The organism is Chromohalobacter marismortui (genome assembly GCF_004364315.1).
Classification (GTDB): Bacteria; Pseudomonadota; Gammaproteobacteria; order Pseudomonadales; family Halomonadaceae; genus Chromohalobacter; species Chromohalobacter marismortui.
Genome location: NZ_SOBR01000002.1, coordinates 364,868 through 382,041 on the forward strand (window position 1 = coordinate 364,868; position 17,174 = coordinate 382,041).

General features: G+C 60.6%; 16 protein-coding genes. 8 read left to right on the top strand and 8 right to left on the bottom strand.

Annotated features, from left to right (window positions below; all coding sequences use genetic code 11):
- Nucleotides 1-27: 27 nt before the first annotated feature.
- The gene (locus C8E00_RS04910; RefSeq protein WP_133695220.1) at nt 28-885 is read left to right on the top strand and encodes a transporter substrate-binding domain-containing protein; all 858 of its coding nucleotides are present in this window, start codon (nt 28-30) and stop codon (nt 883-885) included.
- A gap of 70 nt (nt 886-955) precedes the next feature.
- Here C8E00_RS04910 and C8E00_RS04915 read toward each other — a convergent pair whose 3' ends face one another.
- Nucleotides 956-1,963, bottom strand: a complete 1,008-nt coding sequence (locus tag C8E00_RS04915) for a zinc-dependent alcohol dehydrogenase family protein (RefSeq protein WP_133695223.1) — start codon at nt 1,961-1,963, stop codon at nt 956-958.
- Nucleotides 1,964-2,176: 213 nt separating this feature from the next.
- Between C8E00_RS04915 and C8E00_RS04920 the strand changes: the two genes are divergently transcribed.
- Nucleotides 2,177-2,698, top strand: a complete 522-nt coding sequence (locus C8E00_RS04920) for a cupin domain-containing protein (protein ID WP_133695226.1) — start codon at nt 2,177-2,179, stop codon at nt 2,696-2,698.
- Between the two features lie 18 nt (nt 2,699-2,716).
- Here the strand turns inward: C8E00_RS04920 and C8E00_RS04925 are convergent, their stop codons facing one another.
- Genes C8E00_RS04925 through C8E00_RS04935 form a run of 3 tightly spaced genes read right to left on the bottom strand, consistent with a single transcriptional unit; the run spans nt 2,717 to nt 4,761 of the window.
- On the bottom strand, nt 2,717-3,334 hold the full coding sequence (locus C8E00_RS04925) for a TPM domain-containing protein (RefSeq protein WP_133695229.1): 618 nt from the start codon (nt 3,332-3,334) through the stop codon (nt 2,717-2,719).
- A 21-nt stretch (nt 3,335-3,355) separates the two neighbouring features.
- Nucleotides 3,356-4,138, bottom strand: a complete 783-nt coding sequence (locus C8E00_RS04930; protein WP_133695231.1) for a TPM domain-containing protein — start codon at nt 4,136-4,138, stop codon at nt 3,356-3,358.
- Entirely contained in the window at nt 4,135-4,761 is a 627-nt protein-coding gene (locus C8E00_RS04935; RefSeq protein WP_243833113.1) for a LemA family protein, read from the bottom strand. Before C8E00_RS04935 ends, C8E00_RS04930 begins: the two co-directional genes overlap by 4 nt.
- A 187-nt stretch (nt 4,762-4,948) precedes the next feature.
- Between C8E00_RS04935 and C8E00_RS04940 the strand changes: the two genes are divergently transcribed.
- The 4 genes from C8E00_RS04940 (at nt 4,949) to yejK (ending at nt 8,647) form a co-directional block, all read left to right on the top strand.
- Complete coding sequence (locus C8E00_RS04940) at nt 4,949-5,671, top strand: YebC/PmpR family DNA-binding transcriptional regulator (RefSeq protein ID WP_133695233.1); 723 nt, start codon at nt 4,949-4,951, stop codon at nt 5,669-5,671.
- Between the two features lie 207 nt (nt 5,672-5,878).
- Nucleotides 5,879-6,808: an ABC transporter ATP-binding protein gene (locus C8E00_RS04945; RefSeq protein WP_133695940.1), complete on the top strand. Its 930-nt coding sequence runs from the start codon at nt 5,879-5,881 to the stop codon at nt 6,806-6,808.
- Nucleotides 6,805-7,566, top strand: coding sequence for an ABC transporter permease (locus C8E00_RS04950; protein ID WP_133695235.1), 762 nt, complete (start codon nt 6,805-6,807; stop codon nt 7,564-7,566). The genes C8E00_RS04945 and C8E00_RS04950 overlap by 4 nt, the downstream gene beginning before the upstream one ends.
- A gap of 85 nt (nt 7,567-7,651) precedes the next feature.
- Complete coding sequence (gene yejK, locus C8E00_RS04955; RefSeq protein ID WP_133695237.1) at nt 7,652-8,647, top strand: nucleoid-associated protein YejK; 996 nt, start codon at nt 7,652-7,654, stop codon at nt 8,645-8,647.
- A 24-nt stretch (nt 8,648-8,671) separates the two neighbouring features.
- On the opposite strand, the gene C8E00_RS04960 is transcribed toward yejK, so the two are convergent.
- Nucleotides 8,672-9,466: an RsiV family protein gene (locus C8E00_RS04960; RefSeq protein ID WP_243833114.1), complete on the bottom strand. Its 795-nt coding sequence runs from the start codon at nt 9,464-9,466 to the stop codon at nt 8,672-8,674.
- Nucleotides 9,467-9,784: 318 nt separating this feature from the next.
- Here C8E00_RS04960 and C8E00_RS04965 point away from each other — a divergent pair, with 318 nt between their 5' ends.
- Nucleotides 9,785-10,828: an aldo/keto reductase gene (locus C8E00_RS04965; protein ID WP_133695241.1), complete on the top strand. Its 1,044-nt coding sequence runs from the start codon at nt 9,785-9,787 to the stop codon at nt 10,826-10,828.
- 125 nt (nt 10,829-10,953) lie between these two features.
- Here the strand turns inward: C8E00_RS04965 and C8E00_RS04970 are convergent, their stop codons facing one another.
- Together C8E00_RS04970 and C8E00_RS04975 are read right to left on the bottom strand one after the other, a co-directional pair.
- Nucleotides 10,954-12,417, bottom strand: a complete 1,464-nt coding sequence (locus C8E00_RS04970; RefSeq protein ID WP_133695243.1) for a catalase — start codon at nt 12,415-12,417, stop codon at nt 10,954-10,956.
- Between the two features lie 451 nt (nt 12,418-12,868).
- Nucleotides 12,869-13,270, bottom strand: a complete 402-nt coding sequence (locus C8E00_RS04975; protein ID WP_279586106.1) for a transcriptional regulator — start codon at nt 13,268-13,270, stop codon at nt 12,869-12,871.
- Between the two features lie 248 nt (nt 13,271-13,518).
- Between C8E00_RS04975 and C8E00_RS04980 the strand changes: the two genes are divergently transcribed.
- A complete protein-coding gene (locus C8E00_RS04980; protein ID WP_133695246.1) occupies nt 13,519-15,864 on the top strand; it encodes a sensor domain-containing phosphodiesterase in 2,346 nt (781 codons plus the stop codon).
- 6 nt (nt 15,865-15,870) lie between these two features.
- Here the strand turns inward: C8E00_RS04980 and C8E00_RS04985 are convergent, their stop codons facing one another.
- Nucleotides 15,871-17,070 carry an aldose epimerase family protein gene (locus tag C8E00_RS04985; RefSeq protein ID WP_133695248.1) on the bottom strand — a complete coding sequence of 400 codons (1,200 nt, stop codon included), beginning with the start codon at nt 17,068-17,070 and terminating at the stop codon, nt 15,871-15,873.
- Nucleotides 17,071-17,174: the final 104 nt, after the last annotated feature.

The following is a 17,174-nucleotide window of genomic DNA, read 5'->3' on the forward strand; positions in this document are numbered from 1 at the left end:
TCATCGATGACAACAAGGAATTCGCCCATGTCACCTTCCCGCTTGCTGGACTGTCATGCGACCGTGGCCGCACCGCTCAAGCTGGCCATCGCCGGCCTGCTCGTCGGCGTCAGCCTGACTGGCGCCACCTCTGTGCTGGCCGACGACACCCCTTCCACCGACAGGCGCTCCGTACGCATCGCGGTCGACGTGCCCTATCCGCCCTTCGAATACCGCAAGGCCAACGGCGAGCTGGCGGGTTTCGAGATCGAGCTGGGCAACGCGCTTTGCCGGCGCGCCAAGCTGGACTGCGAATGGGTCGTACAGGGCTGGGACGGGATCATTCCTGGACTCTTGGCACGCAAGTACGACGCCATCCTGTCGTCAATGCGCATCACTCCCGCCCGCGAGCGGCAGGTCCGCTTCACCGACCCCTACGCCATGTCACCCAAGGTATGGGTGGCGCATACTGGCCACGACATCTCGCTCGATGATCCGCAGTCACTCTCCGGCCTGTCGGTGGGCATTCAACGTGGCACCACCCAGGACAACTACGTCACCCAGCGCTACAGTGACAGCCTGGACATTCGCCGCTACAACACCGCCGCCGACGTGGCGCTGGATCTGCAAGCCGAGCGCATCGACCTGGCCTTCATCAACTATCCGGTGGCGCTCGACACCCTGAACATCGGCGCGAGCGACGCCCAATTCGTGCAGGTCGGACCGCGCATCAACAGCCCCGAGTCGATCTTTGGCAAGGGTAACGCCATCGCCGTGCGGCCGCGCGACGAAGCGCTCGCCGCCTCGTTCAACCAGGCGCTGGACAGCGTCTACGCCGACGGCACCTTCGTCGAGCTGATGGAAAAGTACTTCGACTACGACCTGCGACCCGACGCGCGGCTATAACGCCTTGCATGGCCGGGCCAACAATGCGCATGGCCCGGCCAAGCCAGCGGGTGAACCCGCTTCGCGACGCTCAGAACTCCAGGCAGATCTTGCCGAAGTGACGCCCCGCCTCCTGGTGGCGAAACGCCTCGGCGATCTCATCGAGGGCGAATCGGCGGTCGATGACCGGTCGCATATCACTGGCGTCGATGGCGCGGATCATCTCGATCTGGTCGCGCCGGCTGCCCACGATCAAGCCCTGCAGACGCGCCTGCTTGGCCATCAACTTGGCCGTGGGGATCTCGCCGCCGCGCCCGGTGAGCACGCCGATCAACGAGATGTGACCGCCGATGCGCACGGCGTCGATGGATTGCGGTAGCGTGGCCGGCCCTCCGACCTCGATGACGTGATCCACGCCTCGGCCATCGGTGAGTGCCTTGACGCGCTTGCCCCACGCCGGCTCGGTCTTGTAGTTGAGCGTGTGATCGGCCCCCAGCTCCTTGAGCCGTGCGATCTTCTCGTCCGAGGACGAGGTCGCGATCACGGTGGCGCCCATCAGCTTGGCGAACTGCAAGGCGAAGATGGACACGCCGCCGGTGCCGAGCACCAGCACCGTGTCACCCGCCTTGAGGTTGCCATCCACCACCAGCGCTCGCCAGGCGGTCAAGCCGGCGGTGGTCAAGGTGGCGGCTTCGGCATGGTCGTAATCACGCGGCGCATGGGTGAACCAGGTCGCGGGACGCACGACCTGCTCGCGGGCGTAACCATCGACGCCATCACCAGGCGTGGTGGTGAAGTCGCCGATCCGTGCCGGCCCTTCGAGCCACTCGGGGAAGAAAGTCGATACCACCCGATCCCCCACGGTGAAGTCCTCGACACCTGCGCCCACCGCGTCGACGACACCGGCACCGTCCGACATGGGGATACGACCGTCTTCGGTGGGCATGGCCCCGGCGACGACACCGTAGTCATGGTAATTGAGCGAGCTGGCATGCACCCGCACACGCACCTCGCCCGGCCCCGGCTCGCCCGGCGCTTCGCGTTCGTGAACATCGAGCTTATCCAGCCCGCCCGGACTACGTAATGTAACGACGTTCATTGCACTCTCCTTACGACCATGCAGCGTTCCCACGACACCACGCCATGACATGGCATCGCGAATGTCTTTCTTTCATGATGGTGACGATTGGCCACGAGGCAAGGGCGACCGTGACGTTGCCGCCCTCGTCACGGTCCATGCGTCGGTGCATCGCGGGATTGCCGGTGCCCGCTTGGCGCGGCATAGTGGCTCATCGCCCATCAGGATACCTTCATGCCCCGCTCCCCGGTCATTCCCCTCGATCAGCTCGTGCTCGAACGGCACACCCATGGCACACATTTCGAGGCCGCGCAGGCCGCCTTCGCGGCCGCCGCCGGGGCGACGCACCTGGGCGCCCGGCTCGTCGAGGTGCCCCCCGGCAAACGTGCCTGGCCTCACCACGCCCATCACGCCAACGACGAACTCTTCGTGATTCTCGCCGGCACGGGCGAATTGCGCTGGGGAGAGAACCGCCATCCCGTCACCAGCGGCGACGTCGTGGTCTGCCCGGCGGGAGGCAAGGAGAGCGCACACCAGTTGATCGCATCGCCGGATAGTCCGATACCGCTTCGCTACTTGGCCGTCAGTTCGATGCGCGAGCCGGATATCCTCGAATATCCTGATTCAGACAAACTCGGGATTTTTACCGGCAGTGCGCCGGGCGGCGACACCGATAAACACCCCCTGACACGCTTCATGCGTCACTGCGATACGGTCGTCTACTGGGAAGGAGAAACAGGCGACGACACGCCATGAGGCGTGCCGTCGGGCATGTCATTCCAGCACGACCAAACGATTGGGCAGTTCATTGCGTTCGTGCGTGGCGGGCACGTTCTCTCGAAGGTGCTCGCCGCATGCTTCGATGCAGGTGAGGAAGCCCTGCAGCGTCTGGCCTTGCTTCACCTGCTGTGTAAAGGCCGAGACTATCCCCTGCCAGATTTCGTCATCGAGGCGGCTGGAAATGCCGCGATCGACGAGGATCTCCACGTAACGCTCGGCTTCGGAGACGAAGATCAGCATGCCCGTGCCGTCTTGCGTATGGTGCAGGTTCTGCTCGAGAAATTGCCGTCGCGCCAGGTTGGCGGCTCGCCAGAGGCGCACGCGACGCGGGATCAGCCGTGTCGTCACCGCCGGCAACCGAAACACGATCGCCAGCACCGCGAAGCACGCCCACTGCACGATCAAAAGCTCCGAGGCGTCCAGCCATTGGGGAAAGTAATTGATCGCTCCCGGAATCAACAGGGCCAGAATGCCCGCCCAAAGCAATGGGATATAGGTGTAATCGTCGGCCTGCGGCGCGAGCACGGTCACCAGTTCGGCGTCGGTACCGTGCTCGATATGCGTGATGGCATCACGCACCTGCTGCTGCTCGCTGTCACTCAATAATGCCATGGTGCTGTCCCTTGCGTTGATCTACCAGTCACCGGAGGCACCGCCCCCGCCGAAACCACCACCGCCGCCACCGAAGCCGCCGCCGCCGAGGCCGCCACCGCCGCCTCCGACACCGCCGCCCATGGCGCCGCCGAGCAGAACACCACCGAGCAGGCCACCGCGTCCGCGACGACGTCCGCCGCGTCCCCCGCCACCGATGCCGCGCACGATGGCCATGACGATCATCAGCATGACGAAGAACGCCACCGATGCACCGCCGACATCGCGCGCTTTGTCATGTTCGGGGGCCGCACCGACGGCAGGCGCATCGGCCATCGGGTCACCGCCGAGAACCTTGATGATCGCCTTAGTGCCCTGGATGATACCGGTCGCGTAATCGCCTTCACGAAATGCCGGGATGATCGTCTGCGTGATGATCGCCGAGGACTGCGCGTCGGTCAGCCGCCCTTCGAGGCCGTAGCCGACCTCGATACGCACGTCGCGATCCGCCATGGAGACGATCAGCAACGCACCGTTGTCCTCGCCTTGCTGGCCGATGCCCCAGTGGCGGCCCAGTTGATAGCCATATTGCTCGATCGGCACGCCCTGCAAGTCCGGCAGCGTGACCACGACCACCTGCTCGCTGGAGGCGTCCTCGTGCGCCGCGAGCATGCCGCTCAATTCCTTCTCGGTCGAAGCGTCCAGCAAGTCGGCCTGATCGACCACCCGCCCGGTCAACTCGGGAAACTCGATGTCCTGCGCCTGGACACTGAAGGCAACGGCCCACAGCAGCAACAAGCCTGTCAGACGAATGCAATGCTTCATTGGAACTCCACCTCAGGCGCCTGGTCGGCGTTCTCGGCCGTGGCTTCGAAATTTTCGCGAACCGACATGTCGCTATACAGCAAGGCATGCCAGAGTCGCCCGGGGAAGGTGCGAATCTCGGTATTGTACTGCTCGACCGCCTGGATGAAGTCGCGGCGTGCCACGGCGATGCGATTCTCGGTGCCTTCCAACTGTGACTGCAGCGCCAGGAAGTTCTGATTCGACTTCAACGCCGGATAACGTTCGGACACCGCCATCAGGCGACTCAGCGCGCCGGTCAACTGGCTCTGCGCTTGCTGGAATTGTTGCAGCTTCGCGGGATCATCCAGCGAGTCGGCATCGATGTTGATCGAAGTCGCCTTGGCACGCGCTTCGATGACGGCGGTGAGTGTTTCCTGTTCCTGGTTGGCGAAGCCCTTGACGGTTTCCACCAGGTTGGGCACCAGGTCAGCGCGCCGCTGATACTGATTCTCCACTTGCGCCCACGCCGCCTTCACTTTCTCGTCCAGCGTGGGGAGGTTGTTGATACCGCAGCCCGTCAGCGTCAGGGCAAGGCACAGCCACAGCGTAACCTGAACGACGGCGCGGGAAGTGAGCGGCATGGGCATGGGTCGCGGCAGCATACGTGTTTTCCAGTGATGAGTGCGAAGATGGAGTCCCCAACTTACAGGGGGACATGCAGCATGCATAGTCGCGTCTGCGCCGAGACCGTATTTCCTGCGCGTGCCAGACGCCGCAAAATTAAACCTGCCTCATACGCCGATGTTGCGTAGAATTCTCGACGTTGCGAATAACTTGAAAGGGCATGACATGGGTAGGGCTTTCCAGAACCGCAAGGAATCCATGGCCAAGACGGCCGACGCCAAGACCAAGGTGTACAGCAAATACGGGCGCGAGATTTACGTCTGCGCCAAAAACGGCGGCGTCGACCCCGCGGGCAATCTCGCCCTGCGTGGCTTGATCGAACGCGCCAAGAAGGATCAGGTCCCGTCGCACGTCATCGACAAGGCGCTGGACAAGGCCAAGGGCGGAGGCGGCGAGGACTACTCCCTCGCGCGCTACGAGGGTTTCGGCCCGGGCAGCTGCATGATCATCGTCGAATGCCTGACCGATAACCCCAACCGCACCTTCGGCGATGTACGCGCCTGCTTCAACAAGGCCAAGGGCAAGCTAGGCACCCCGGGCAGCGTCAGCCACATGTTCGATCACTGCGCGATCCTCGCCTTCGAGGGCCGCGACGAGGAGACAGTCCTGGAAGCCTTGATGGAGGCCGATGTCGACGTTACCGACATCGAAAGCGACGCCGACCGCATTACGGTGTTTGCGCCCCACACCGACTATGCCAAGACCAAAGAGGCCCTCGCCGAGGCCTTCGGTGAACTCGACTTCGAGGCCGACGAGATTCAGTTCTTGCCGCAGACCACGACCCCCGTCGCCGGGGATGACGTGGCCATGCTCGACAAGCTGCTCGCCACCCTCAACGATCTCGACGACGTTCAGAACATTTATCATAGCGCCGAGCGGCAAGACTGACTCGGCCTCGCCGACGATACATTCGCCGACGATGCACTTATCGAACAGGCGCACGCCAACCACGACAGGCCGGCGTGGGCCTATACAGACCGTCCCTTTTCCACGGGAGCCCGGTATCGCATGAGTCATGACATAGCAGACGCCACTGCCACTGCCACCGACGCTCGCAGCGACGCGCGTGCCCACACCTTGCAAGCCACGCCGACGATGATCGCCGTCCAGGGGTTGACCAAGCGTTATGCCTCCGGCTTCGAGGCACTCAAGCGCATCGACCTGGATATCCAGCGAGGTGAAATCTTCGCCCTGCTCGGCCCCAACGGCGCCGGCAAGACCACCCTGATCAGCATCATTTGCGGACTGGTCAACGCCAGCGACGGTCAGGTTCGTGTCAACGGCCACGATATCGTCGACGACTACCGTGCCGCGCGCGAGCAGATCGGCCTGGTGCCGCAGGAGTTGACCAGTGACGCCTTCGCCACGGTATGGAACACGGTCAGTTTCAGTCGCGGCCTGTTCGGCAAGCGCGCCGACGACGCCCACATCGAGCGTGTGCTCAGGTCGTTGTCGCTATGGGACAAGCGGCGCAACAAGATGATCACGCTCTCGGGGGGCATGAAGCGCCGAGTACTGATCGCCAAGGCGCTGGCGCACGAGCCGCAGATCCTGTTTCTCGACGAGCCTACCGCCGGGGTCGATGTCGAACTGCGCCGCGACATGTGGAACGTCGTGCGACAACTGCGCGATCAAGGCGTTACCGTCATCCTGACCACGCACTACATCGAAGAGGCCGAGGAGATGGCCGATCGCATCGGCGTGATCAACGATGGGGAGATCGTGCTCGTCGAAGAGAAAACCGCCCTGATGCACCAGCTAGGCCGCAAGCGGCTGCGGCTCGATCTGCAGACACCACTGGCGACCATTCCCGAGGCGCTGGCCCACTACCCCTTGAGCCTCGCCGATGACGGCCACGTGCTGGTCTATACCTACGCCGCGTCATCTGACGAGCACTCGCAACCGGCGAGCATCAGCGCCCTGCTCAACGATATCGAAGCGGCAGGCGTCCGCTTCAAGGACCTCCACACCGAGCAAAGCTCGCTGGAGGAAATTTTCGTCAATCTGGTGAGGAAGGACGCATGAATTTCCGCGCAGTCGGCACCATTTACCATTTCGAATTGGCACGCGCGTGGCGCACGCTGCTGCAAAGCCTGGTCTCGCCAGTGATCTCCACATCGCTGTATTTCGTGGTCTTCGGCGCCGCTATCGGTTCGCGCATTCAAGAAGTCGAAGGCGTCAGCTACGGCGCCTTCATCGTGCCCGGACTGATCATGTTGATGCTACTCACCCAAAGCGTCTCCAACGCCTCGTTCGGAATCTTCTTCCCCAAGTTCACCGGCACCATCTACGAAGTGCTCTCGGCGCCGGTCTCATACGTCGAGATCGTCCTCGGGTATGTGGGAGCGGCGGCCACCAAATCCCTCATCCTGGGGTTGATCATCCTCGTCACCGCCAGTTTCTTCGTCCCCTTGCGTATCGACCATCCGCTGTGGATGTTGCTGTTCTTGATCCTTACCGCGCTCACCTTCAGCCTGCTGGGCTTCATCATCGGGATCTGGGCGGAAGGTTTCGAGAAGCTGCAACTCGTACCGCTGTTGATCATCACGCCACTGACCTTCCTTGGCGGCAGCTTCTACTCCATCGACATGCTGCCCCCTGTATGGCAGACGGTGACGCTGTTCAACCCGGTGGTGTATCTGGTCAGTGGCTTTCGCTGGAGTTTCTACGGCATCAGTGATGTGAGTGTCGGCGCCAGCCTGCTCATGATCCTGGTCTTTCTTAGCCTGTGTCTGGCGCTTGTCGGGTGGATCTTCAAAACCGGCTACAACATCAAGCCCTAGGCATTTTCAGACAGTCCCCGAGCCTTGAAAATTGGCCCATAGTGCGCGTTAGCGTGCCCATTTGCGTTTTTACCAAGATGCCGCCATGCCGATTCTGAACAGCACCATCCATCGCATCGACAACCCCGATACCGAGACGCCCGCCACGCTGACGCGCGCCGAACATGCGCAGTCATCGACGGCGCCGCTCGAGGCGCTGCTGGCGAGTGTCAATGACAGCTTTCATGCCAAGCCCAAGGCGTGGGGCCACTTCGGCGAGACAGGCAGCAGCACTTTCGCCGCGGGACTCTCGGAGTATTTGGCAGGAACGCTCGATTTCGTCACCTGGAGCGCACGGGTGGCGGAGCGCCTCAATGCCTTGATCGATACCCACCTCTCGGTGGGGGGGCACCTGCTGTTCGTGCATTATCAGCACGGCGAGCGGCAGTACCTGAGCATGGCCATGCTTCACCATCGACAAGGCTTTGCCATCGACAATGCTCTCGAGGTGACCGAAACGCCGCAGCTCAACCTTGGCCAATTGATGCTCGCCGTGCGCATCGACCTCACCCAATGGCAGGGCGGTCATTCACAGCAATATGTATCCTTCATCAAGGATCGCGGCGGCAAGAAGTTCGCCGAAGGCTTCCGTGAACTGCTCGGCGTCGAGGAAGGCGTGGATGCCAGCGGCGAAACCAGGACCTTGCTCAAGGCATTCAGCGACTATGTCGAACGCCAAGACTTGCCCGACGACGAGAGCCGCGAGAAGACCGATGCCGTGATCGATTACGCCAGCACCCAGGCCAAGCACGGCGAAAAAGTAACCCTCGACGAACTGTCTGAACTCGTCGATGAACAGCAACCCAAGGCGTTCTACGACTACATCCGCCACCAGGATTACGGCCTCTCCGAGGAGATTCCGCCCGACAAGCGCACGCTCAATCAGTTTCGACGCTTCACGGGGCGCGCCAGCGGCGTCTCGATCAGTTTCGACTCCCACTTGCTGGGCAACAGCATCGAATTCGACGCCGAGCGCGATCGCCTGATCATCAAGCAAGTGCCCGGCGCCCTGAAGGAACAGCTCAAGCAGCGCGAACGCTAGGTGTTACCGTCAAGCACTGGAAAATCAGCGCTCCAGATAGCGCGGTTTGACGATACCCTCGAGCGCCTTTGCAGGAATGCGTAGCACCGGTTGCCCATACGAGTAGGGCGCGATGTCATAGGCGTTATAGCCTACCCGCCATTCGTCGGCGAGCGGTGCCACGTTGCGGTTCATGCTCAGTGGCCAGGAGTCGGTAAAGTCGATCTCCGCCCGTTGTGTGTCCAGCCAGCGTAGATGCGCGCGCGACAGCGCCTTGCGATAGGCCGTCGTCTGCCCCTCACGCAGCATGTCATCGAGCGTCACGACACGTCGTGCACGCTCATCGATGACCATGAACTGGGTCAGCGGCATGCCGTGCGCACCGCCGGTGAACAGGTAACTATCGAGTTTGACGGTGGTTAGATCGGCATGCCGGTCATAGACCTCCGCCTTGAAAACAGCCTGGTAACCGGGCAATTCAGGGGCGCGCTCCCGGGCGACCTTGGCCTCGCTGAAAAACGTCTGGGCGAAGGCTTTCCAGGACGCTGCCGTCACCGCGCTTTCGCCGTCGGTGATCCCCGTGCCCATGCCCAGCAACTCATCCTGCAACCGCTCCGTCAGTCCCGGCGCACCGGGAAAACGTAGCGAGTCGACCTCGACGGTCGCACAACGCCCTGGCGGACAACCACGCTCGACGAAACGTTTCTCTACATGTTCGATATCCACGTCTGCCGGTGCCGTCGCCCATGTTTGGCAACCTCCGAGCACTGCCAAGGCGCCCAACATGATGCCACCACCCACCACACGACGTGCGGTCGCTATATTCGTCTCACACAACACGATGCTTCCTCCCTGATACGCCGGGATCATCCCGGCGACTATTCCTGACGCAGTTCCCCTGCGTGGCGCATGCCCCACTATAGACGATCCACAGCGATGCCGGCGCACGCCCCCACTGGCCGTGTTTAGCCTTTAGCGAACGGGCAGACTCGACGAGCCGACGACAGGATCGAGCATGAACCCGACAGAATCGCGCATTTTGTCCGCTGTCATAGGGTCCATACTAGAGGAAGCCGTGTCGTCCCATGCCGCTTGACGGCGCCAAGGGACATGATGACGGCTACCTTCGAGGGTCGAATTCACCGCCAGGAGTGTTTCATGCGTTATCAACCATTCGGCAATACCGGTTTGTTCGTCTCAGAACTGTGCCTGGGCACCATGACCTTCGGTGGCCAGGGCGAGCTCTGGAGCCAAATCGGCGATCTACAGCAAAGCGACGCCGAGCGCCTGATCGGCCGCGCCCTGGATGCCGGCATCAATTTCATCGATACCGCCGACGTCTATTCCCAGGGCCAATCGGAAGTGATCACCGGCCAGGCGCTGAAGAATTTAAACGTCGCCCGCGATGACGTGGTCGTGGCCACCAAGGTGTTCGGCGAGACCGGCGCGGGCGTCAACGCTCGCGGCCTGACGCGCTACCACATCATGGAGGGCGTAAAGGCCAGCCTGAAGCGGCTGCAGCTCGATCATATCGATCTCTACCAGGTACATGGCTTCGATCCGGCCACGCCGATCGAGGAGACCGTCCGTGCGCTCAATACGCTGGTCGAGCATGGTCATGTGCGCTACGTCGGCGTTTCCAACTGGGCCGCCTGGCAGATCATGAAGGCCTTGGGTATCGCCGAGCGTCACGGTCTGGCGCGGTTCGAGTCGCTGCAGGCGTATTACACGCTGGCCGGGCGTGACCTGGAGCGCGACATCGTGCCCCTGCTGCAAAGCGAGACGTTGGGACTGATGGTCTGGAGTCCCCTCGCCGGCGGCTTGCTGAGTGGCAAGTACGGACGCGACAAGCACGCCGAGGCAGGCAGCCGTCGTACCACCTTCGATTTTCCGCCGGTCGACGTCGAGCGTGCCTACGACTGTATCGACGTGATGCAGCGCATGGCCGAGACGAAGCGTGTTTCCGTCGCCCAGATCGCGCTCGCCTGGCTATTGCATCAACGCGCCGTGACCAGCGTGATCATCGGCGCCAAACGTACCGATCAGCTCGACGATAACATCGCCGCCACCGGGGTGCGCCTGAGCGAAGCGGAACGCGCCGAGCTCGATGCCGTCAGCGCACTGCCTGCCGAGTATCCCGGCTGGATGCTCGAGCGTCAGGGCGACTATCGTCGTCAACAGCTGGCCGACGCCACGCGTTGAACGACACCAGCATTCGCGAAAGTTCCAACTGACAGACCGGTAGGGTCCGGAGAAAAGTACGGCCCGCTTCTCCGAAGAGAAGCGGGCCGTGTGGTCGATCCAGGGGGATCAGGCGCGATACATCGTTATCCCGCCTTGTTCGCTTTCACCCCTTCTTCGATGCGGCGACCGATCTCGGCGTCGATGTTCTTCCAGTACTCGAACACGCGCGACAGTACCGGTTCCTCGACACCGTCGGAGACATGGCCGACCACATTGTTGACCAGGCGATCGCGGGCGGCATCATCCATGACCTTGTTGATCAGGTCGTTGGCCTGGCTATAGTCATCGTCATCCTTGCGCAAGGCATAGGGCGCCCGCACCATCTGGCCGTTGGCTTCCCAGGTGGAATCGGTGGGATAACGTTCGCCATCCGCCGCCGGACCGCCCTTGGAGTTAGGCGCATACACCGGGTCGGATACCTTGTTGATGCGCATCGCCCCGTCCTTGCTGTAGCTATGCACAGGCGCCTTGGGCGCGTTGACCGGGATCTGCTTGTAGTTGACCCCGAGACGCGCGCGGTGCGCATCGGCATAGGAGAACACACGGCCGACGAGCATCTTGTCCGGGCTGATGCCGATGCCGGGCACGAGGTTGTTGGGCTCGAAGGCCGCCTGCTCGATTTCGGCATGATTGTCGGTCGGATTGCGATTGAGCTGCAGCTTGCCGACCTTGATCAGCGGATAATCGTCGTGTGGCCAGACCTTGGTCAGATCGAACGGGTTGATGCGGTAGGTATCCGCATCCGCGAACGGCATGACCTGCATGTAGAGCGTCCAGCTCGGGTAATCGCCGCGCCCGATGGCGTCGTACAGATCACGGGTATGATAGTCGCCGTCTTCACCGGCCAGTCGATCGGCTTCTTCCTGTGTCAGGCACTCGATGCCCTGGTCTGTCTTGAAGTGATACTTGACCCAGAACTTCTCGCCCTGAGCATTGGCCCACATGTAGGTGTGGCTGGAGTAGCCGTTCATGTGGCGCCAGGTCTTGGGAATGCCGCGATCCCCCATCAACCAGGTGACCTGGTGGGCGGATTCCGGCGACAGCGTCCAGAAGTCCCACTGCATATCGTGGTCGCGCAGATTGTTATCGGCACGACGCTTCTGCGAGCGGATGAAGTGCTGAAACTTCATCGGGTCTCGGATGAAGAACACCGGCGTGTTGTTCCCCACCATGTCGTAGTTGCCTTCACTGGTGTAGAACTTGATCGAGAACCCACGCGGATCACGCCAGGTGTCGGGGCTCCCGCGTTCGCCGGCCACCGTGGAGAAGCGGATCAACACATCGGTCTTGGTGCCGGGCTGGAAGACGGCTGCCTTGGTGTACTGGCTGACATCCTCGGTCACTTCGAAGTGACCGAATGCACCACTGCCCTTGGCATGCGGCTGACGCTCGGGAATCCGCTCGCGATTGAAATTCGCCATCTGCTCGATGAGGTAGTGATCATGCAGTACGAGCGGGCCGTCGGGCCCCACGGAGAGCGAATGTTCGTCGCTGGCCACCGGAATTCCGGCGTCTGTCGTCGTCGGCTTGCGATTGTCTTGCGTCACGATGATATCTCCCCATCATTTTCGTATGTGGCACAGCTGTCGCCACGCCCTTTCCATGGGATCGAACCGCAGGTCCTTAAGATCGAACTGCTGGCGCGATGATGCCCTCTATCCGGGAGACCTCCCGTCTCCCCCACTCCATGTATAGGAAACAACCCTAATCACTGTCTACCTCGTCACCGGCGATGCCGATGCGGCGGGCGCCGCTGACGAGGTGGCCGACAACGCCGCCGAGAGGACGCCGGCCCCGCCAATCCCCCATGTGGCAAGGGTTTTCATGAGCGACTCTCAATCAGACGGTTTCATCCGATAGTCTATTACAATCTAGACCATCAATAAGTTTCATGGTGTTACGTCGCCCTCCAGGATGCGACGATCTGGCCATTGCGGCATGCTGTCGACCGTACATCCTGAGCAGCACCTCATCCATCGGCTACCGCATCGCTATCACTCACGACGTTCCCTCGTTATCATCGGACCCATAGGCCTTGGCGAACGTGGCGATGACGTGACGCAGCACCTTGCGCTGCGCGCTAGGCAGGCTACGGTAGATTTTTAACACTTCGGCTTCATCCCCACAGACAGCAACGACATCCAACTCACTGGGCATGGCATAAAGCGCGCGCTCACTCTCGTCTCCATAACGCAGTACATGCGGTTCGATACGCAGCCACTCGGCAAGCACCTGAAGTTTATCCTGTGCAGGAATGGAGTCACCACGAAGCCAACGCCGTACCGCTTGGAATGTAATAGGCTTTCCCCAGTAGCGAAGATTGAACTCGCGTTCAAGTACCGAGGGGCGAGGCTCATAGCCTGCGGCAACAAGGGCCTTCTGAAGGCGTTCGGCGAACATGGTTTTTTCATTCATACGCCGAATTTGAATCAAGGATTCAATTCGCGTTGAATCGTTATTCACTTTAATATTGAATTATCCATTCAGTACGCTGATTGGACGGTTCATGACTCAGCCTCTATGCCTTGGGACGGCCGGTTGGAGGCGTCCATGATACAGGGGGAAGATGGATCGACTAAGCGTCTCGCACAACGTCACATTGAATTCGAACAAGTGGTTGCTGATCATTGACATCGGGGGACGGTATTGTGACGCCAAAACGACATGAACAGCGTCGACTCCATGCATTGCTTGAAACCGGACTTCTGGATACGCCCCCGGAAGAACGCTTCGATCGCTTGACGCGTATTGCCAAGCAGCACTATCAAGTCAATACCGCGCTCTTCACCCTCATCGATGCCAAGCGTCAATGGTTCAAGTCAAAGCAAAACCTGGGGCTGGAGGAGACGCCCCGCCGACACGCCTTTTGCGACTACACGATCCAGCAAAGCAGCATTTATGTCGTCGAGGATGCGGCCAACGACCTTCTTTTTTCCCGGAACCCCTTGGTTACCGGTACACCGCATATTCGCTTCTATGCAGGCATCCCCGTGCGCGACCCGACGGGCTTCAATATCGGCACCCTGTGCATGATCGACTCCCGCCCGCGTGATGCCTCGCGCATGGACTTCAGCATCTTGCGCAGCCTGGCGGCGATGCTGGAGGAAGAACTCGAGCGCGTATGCGCCGATGCCGACGCCCATTATGATGTATATACTCAAAAGATGGCGCACGCTATCCAGCGCGTACAAGATGCCTTCTCATCCAGCGAAGAAAGATCGGTGGCATGTGAAGCCTTGCTCTCGGAACTGCTACATTTAACCGGCAGTCAGATAGGATTCGTGGGCGAGATTAACGACAAGGCACATACGACACCTCACCTGTACAGGACCGCCCTCTCCGGCATATCGCGCAGACAACCGTCCAGCATCACCGACGATCCCAACGCTAAAAACGGCATTCCGATCGACAAGCTCGACGATCTCCTGGGGCTTCCTCTGCGCACTCGACATACCGTCACCCGGACGTTCGAAGCGCCCCTTAAACTGCCCCCGCTTTTTCCGGACCACTATCCTGGTATTCATACCTACATGGGCATCCCCTTGCACGCGGGGGAGGAGCAAATAGGACTGATTGGTATTGCCAATCGTAGCGAGGGCTATCCACCGTCGCTGATAACTTTATTGTCACCGCTTCTTCAAACAGTGGAAACATTGTTCGAGCGTGAACGCCTCAACGCTACCGACCAGGAGAAAAAGCGCTTATTGAATGAGGCCGTCAATATCGATGGCCTCACAGGCTTGCCTAGTCGACGTTTGCTCAATGAACTGTTTCAGGATGAACTCGTCGCCGCGCGGCACAGGCGCGGATCGATTTCGGTGTGCTTTCTGGATCTGGACGGTTTCAAGGCGATCAACGACCGCCATGGCCATGCGGTCGGTGACGATGTGCTCAAATGCGTGGCGGACCGCCTCCGCAGCGCTGTGCGTCATCACGACGTCATCGCTCGCCTGGGAGGCGATGAATTCGTGGTCATTCTCCGTGACGTCGACCATCCTAGAACCTATCGTCATATTCTCGATCAATTGCGGCACCCCATGCCGCTACAAGGGAATGTCATCGAGCTGTCCGCCAGCATGGGCATAACCCGCTTCCCAAGCGACGACTCCGATAGCGATTTGCTGCTCAGGCATGCCGATCAGGCCATGTACACGGCCAAGGAATCGGGAAAGAACTGCTATCATTTCTTCGATATCGAGAGTCATCACTCCCAACAAGAGCGCTTTGCCATTGGCGAGCAAGTCCAGCATGCCCTGGACGAGGGGCAACTCGAGCTTTTCTATCAGCCCAAGTTGCATTACAAGACCGGTCACGTATCGGGATTCGAGGGCTTGATACGCTGGCACCACCCATCGGGCAAGCTTGTCTACCCAGGGCGCTTTCTACCCTACATCGAGCATACCAAGCTCGATATCGAGCTCGGCAAGCATGTCATCAGCCAAGCGGTATCGACGCTCGAGACATTCCGAGCACGCAATTTACCCTATACCGTGAGCATCAACCTGAGCCCCTCTCATTTTCTCAATGACGAGTTCCTCGATCATCTGAACAACACCCTGAGTCGCTATGACATGGCGTTTCGCAAACGCCTGACGCTCGAGATTCTCGAAAGCACGGCTCTCGACGATGCCGGTCTCGCGGCGTCGAACATCAAGGCCTGCCAGGCATTGGGCGTGGAACTCTCCCTCGATGACTTCGGCACCGGTTTCTCATCGTTGAGCTACCTGCGCAAGTTCTCGACCAACGAGATCAAGATCGACCGCTCGTTCATCCTCGGCATGCTGGACGATCCCGAGGATGAAATGATCGTCGAGGCGATCATCGCGCTATCCAAGAGCTTCAACCGCCGCGTGATCGCCGAAGGGGTCGAGCATCGTGCCACTGAGGAAAAGCTCATCGACATGGGCTGCGACATGGGACAAGGCTTCTTGTATAGCCCTGCTTTGCCCCTCGACGAAGCATTGGACTGGGCATCCTGCCACGCCCGTCCCTGACATCGCTCAGCTTGCGTTGTCATCACGCTGTGTGGAAAAACGCCATACCGTGCGCGACTCATACGTCTCACCGGGCGCGAGGATCGTCGACGGGAAACCTGCCTGGTTGGGTGAGTCAGGGAAATGCTGGGTTTCCAGCGCAAAACCACTACGTTTTTCGTAGGCGTCGCCTCCCTTGCCGATCAGCGTGCCATCGAGGAAATTCCCCGAATAGAATTGAATTCCAGGCTCGGTCGTAGCGATCTCCAGTACACGGCCACTCTGTGGCGCTACAACGCGGGCGGCCGTTACCAATTCGCCGGCACTCGCGTCATCGCGCACCAACACGAAATTGTGATCGTAGCCCTGCCCGTACACCAGTTGCGTATTTTCCTCGCCAATGCGCGCGCCGATCGGGGTAGCATCACGGAAGTCGAACGGTGTGCCCGCCACGTCGCGCAGCTCTCCGGTGGGGATCAAGGTGTCGTCCACCGGCGTGAAGGCATCGGCATTGAGCATCAGCCGATGATCGACGATCGAGCCGCTGCCCTCGCCCGCGAGGTTGAAATAACTATGCTGCGTGAGATTGACCGGCGTGGCCTTGTCGGTGGTGGCGTGGTAATCGATGATCACCTCGTCGTCGGCGGTCAGCGTGTAGGTCACGCGGGTGTCCAACCTGCCGGGATAGCCTTCCTCGCCATCTTCGCTGGTGTAACGCAGTTCGACACCGACGCCAGTGTCGTTCTCGAAGGAATGTGCCTGCCAAAGCCGCTTATCGAAGCCTTTATCGCCGCCGTGGAGATGATGGGGGCCATCGTTGGTCGCCAGCTCGTAGGTCGTGCCATCGAGCATGAAGCGCCCCTCGGCGATTCGGTTGCCATAGCGCCCGATCAAGGCACCGAAATAGGGATTGGATTGACGATATGCGTCGGAGCGGTAGCCTTCCAGGGAATCGAACCCCAGCACGATGTCATCGACGTTACCCTGCGCATCCGGCGTTCGCAGGGAGGTAATGATGCCGCCATAGGTGATCACCGTCATATCGATGCCATGGCCATTGCGCAGGTGGTACGCCTCGACCTTGCGGCCGTCGGGAAGCTGACCGAAGCGCTGCTTTTCGACGGAAGGTGTCTGTGTAGTCATCTCGCCTGCCTGTGCCGCATTCAACGCCAAGCATGTCATTCCCATGCCCAACGCCAATCGCGGAATCGTCTGAAATCGTATCATCCTCGGCCCCTCGGTAACGCCTCTCAGCGCCACCCCATGCGACGCTTCACCCTTTCACGCTAGCCGGACCGAGTTCCCCTCACCAATAACCGGGTAACGACATC

Coding starts and splice junctions, on each gene's coding strand:
- C8E00_RS04975 (WP_279586106.1), bottom strand. CDS start 13,270: ATGTTCGCCGAACGCCTTCAGAAGGCCCTTGTTGCCGCAGGCTATGAG.
- C8E00_RS04910 (WP_133695220.1), top strand. CDS start 28: ATGTCACCTTCCCGCTTGCTGGACTGTCATGCGACCGTGGCCGCACCG.
- C8E00_RS04930 (WP_133695231.1), bottom strand. CDS start 4,138: ATGAAGCATTGCATTCGTCTGACAGGCTTGTTGCTGCTGTGGGCCGTT.
- C8E00_RS04950 (WP_133695235.1), top strand. CDS start 6,805: ATGAATTTCCGCGCAGTCGGCACCATTTACCATTTCGAATTGGCACGC.
- C8E00_RS04965 (WP_133695241.1), top strand. CDS start 9,785: ATGCGTTATCAACCATTCGGCAATACCGGTTTGTTCGTCTCAGAACTG.
- yejK (WP_133695237.1), top strand. CDS start 7,652: ATGCCGATTCTGAACAGCACCATCCATCGCATCGACAACCCCGATACC.
- C8E00_RS04940 (WP_133695233.1), top strand. CDS start 4,949: ATGGGTAGGGCTTTCCAGAACCGCAAGGAATCCATGGCCAAGACGGCC.
- C8E00_RS04945 (WP_133695940.1), top strand. CDS start 5,879: ATGATCGCCGTCCAGGGGTTGACCAAGCGTTATGCCTCCGGCTTCGAG.
- C8E00_RS04985 (WP_133695248.1), bottom strand. CDS start 17,070: ATGATACGATTTCAGACGATTCCGCGATTGGCGTTGGGCATGGGAATG.
- C8E00_RS04915 (WP_133695223.1), bottom strand. CDS start 1,963: ATGAACGTCGTTACATTACGTAGTCCGGGCGGGCTGGATAAGCTCGAT.
- C8E00_RS04925 (WP_133695229.1), bottom strand. CDS start 3,334: ATGGCATTATTGAGTGACAGCGAGCAGCAGCAGGTGCGTGATGCCATC.
- C8E00_RS04920 (WP_133695226.1), top strand. CDS start 2,177: ATGCCCCGCTCCCCGGTCATTCCCCTCGATCAGCTCGTGCTCGAACGG.
- C8E00_RS04935 (WP_243833113.1), bottom strand. CDS start 4,761: ATGCTGCCGCGACCCATGCCCATGCCGCTCACTTCCCGCGCCGTCGTT.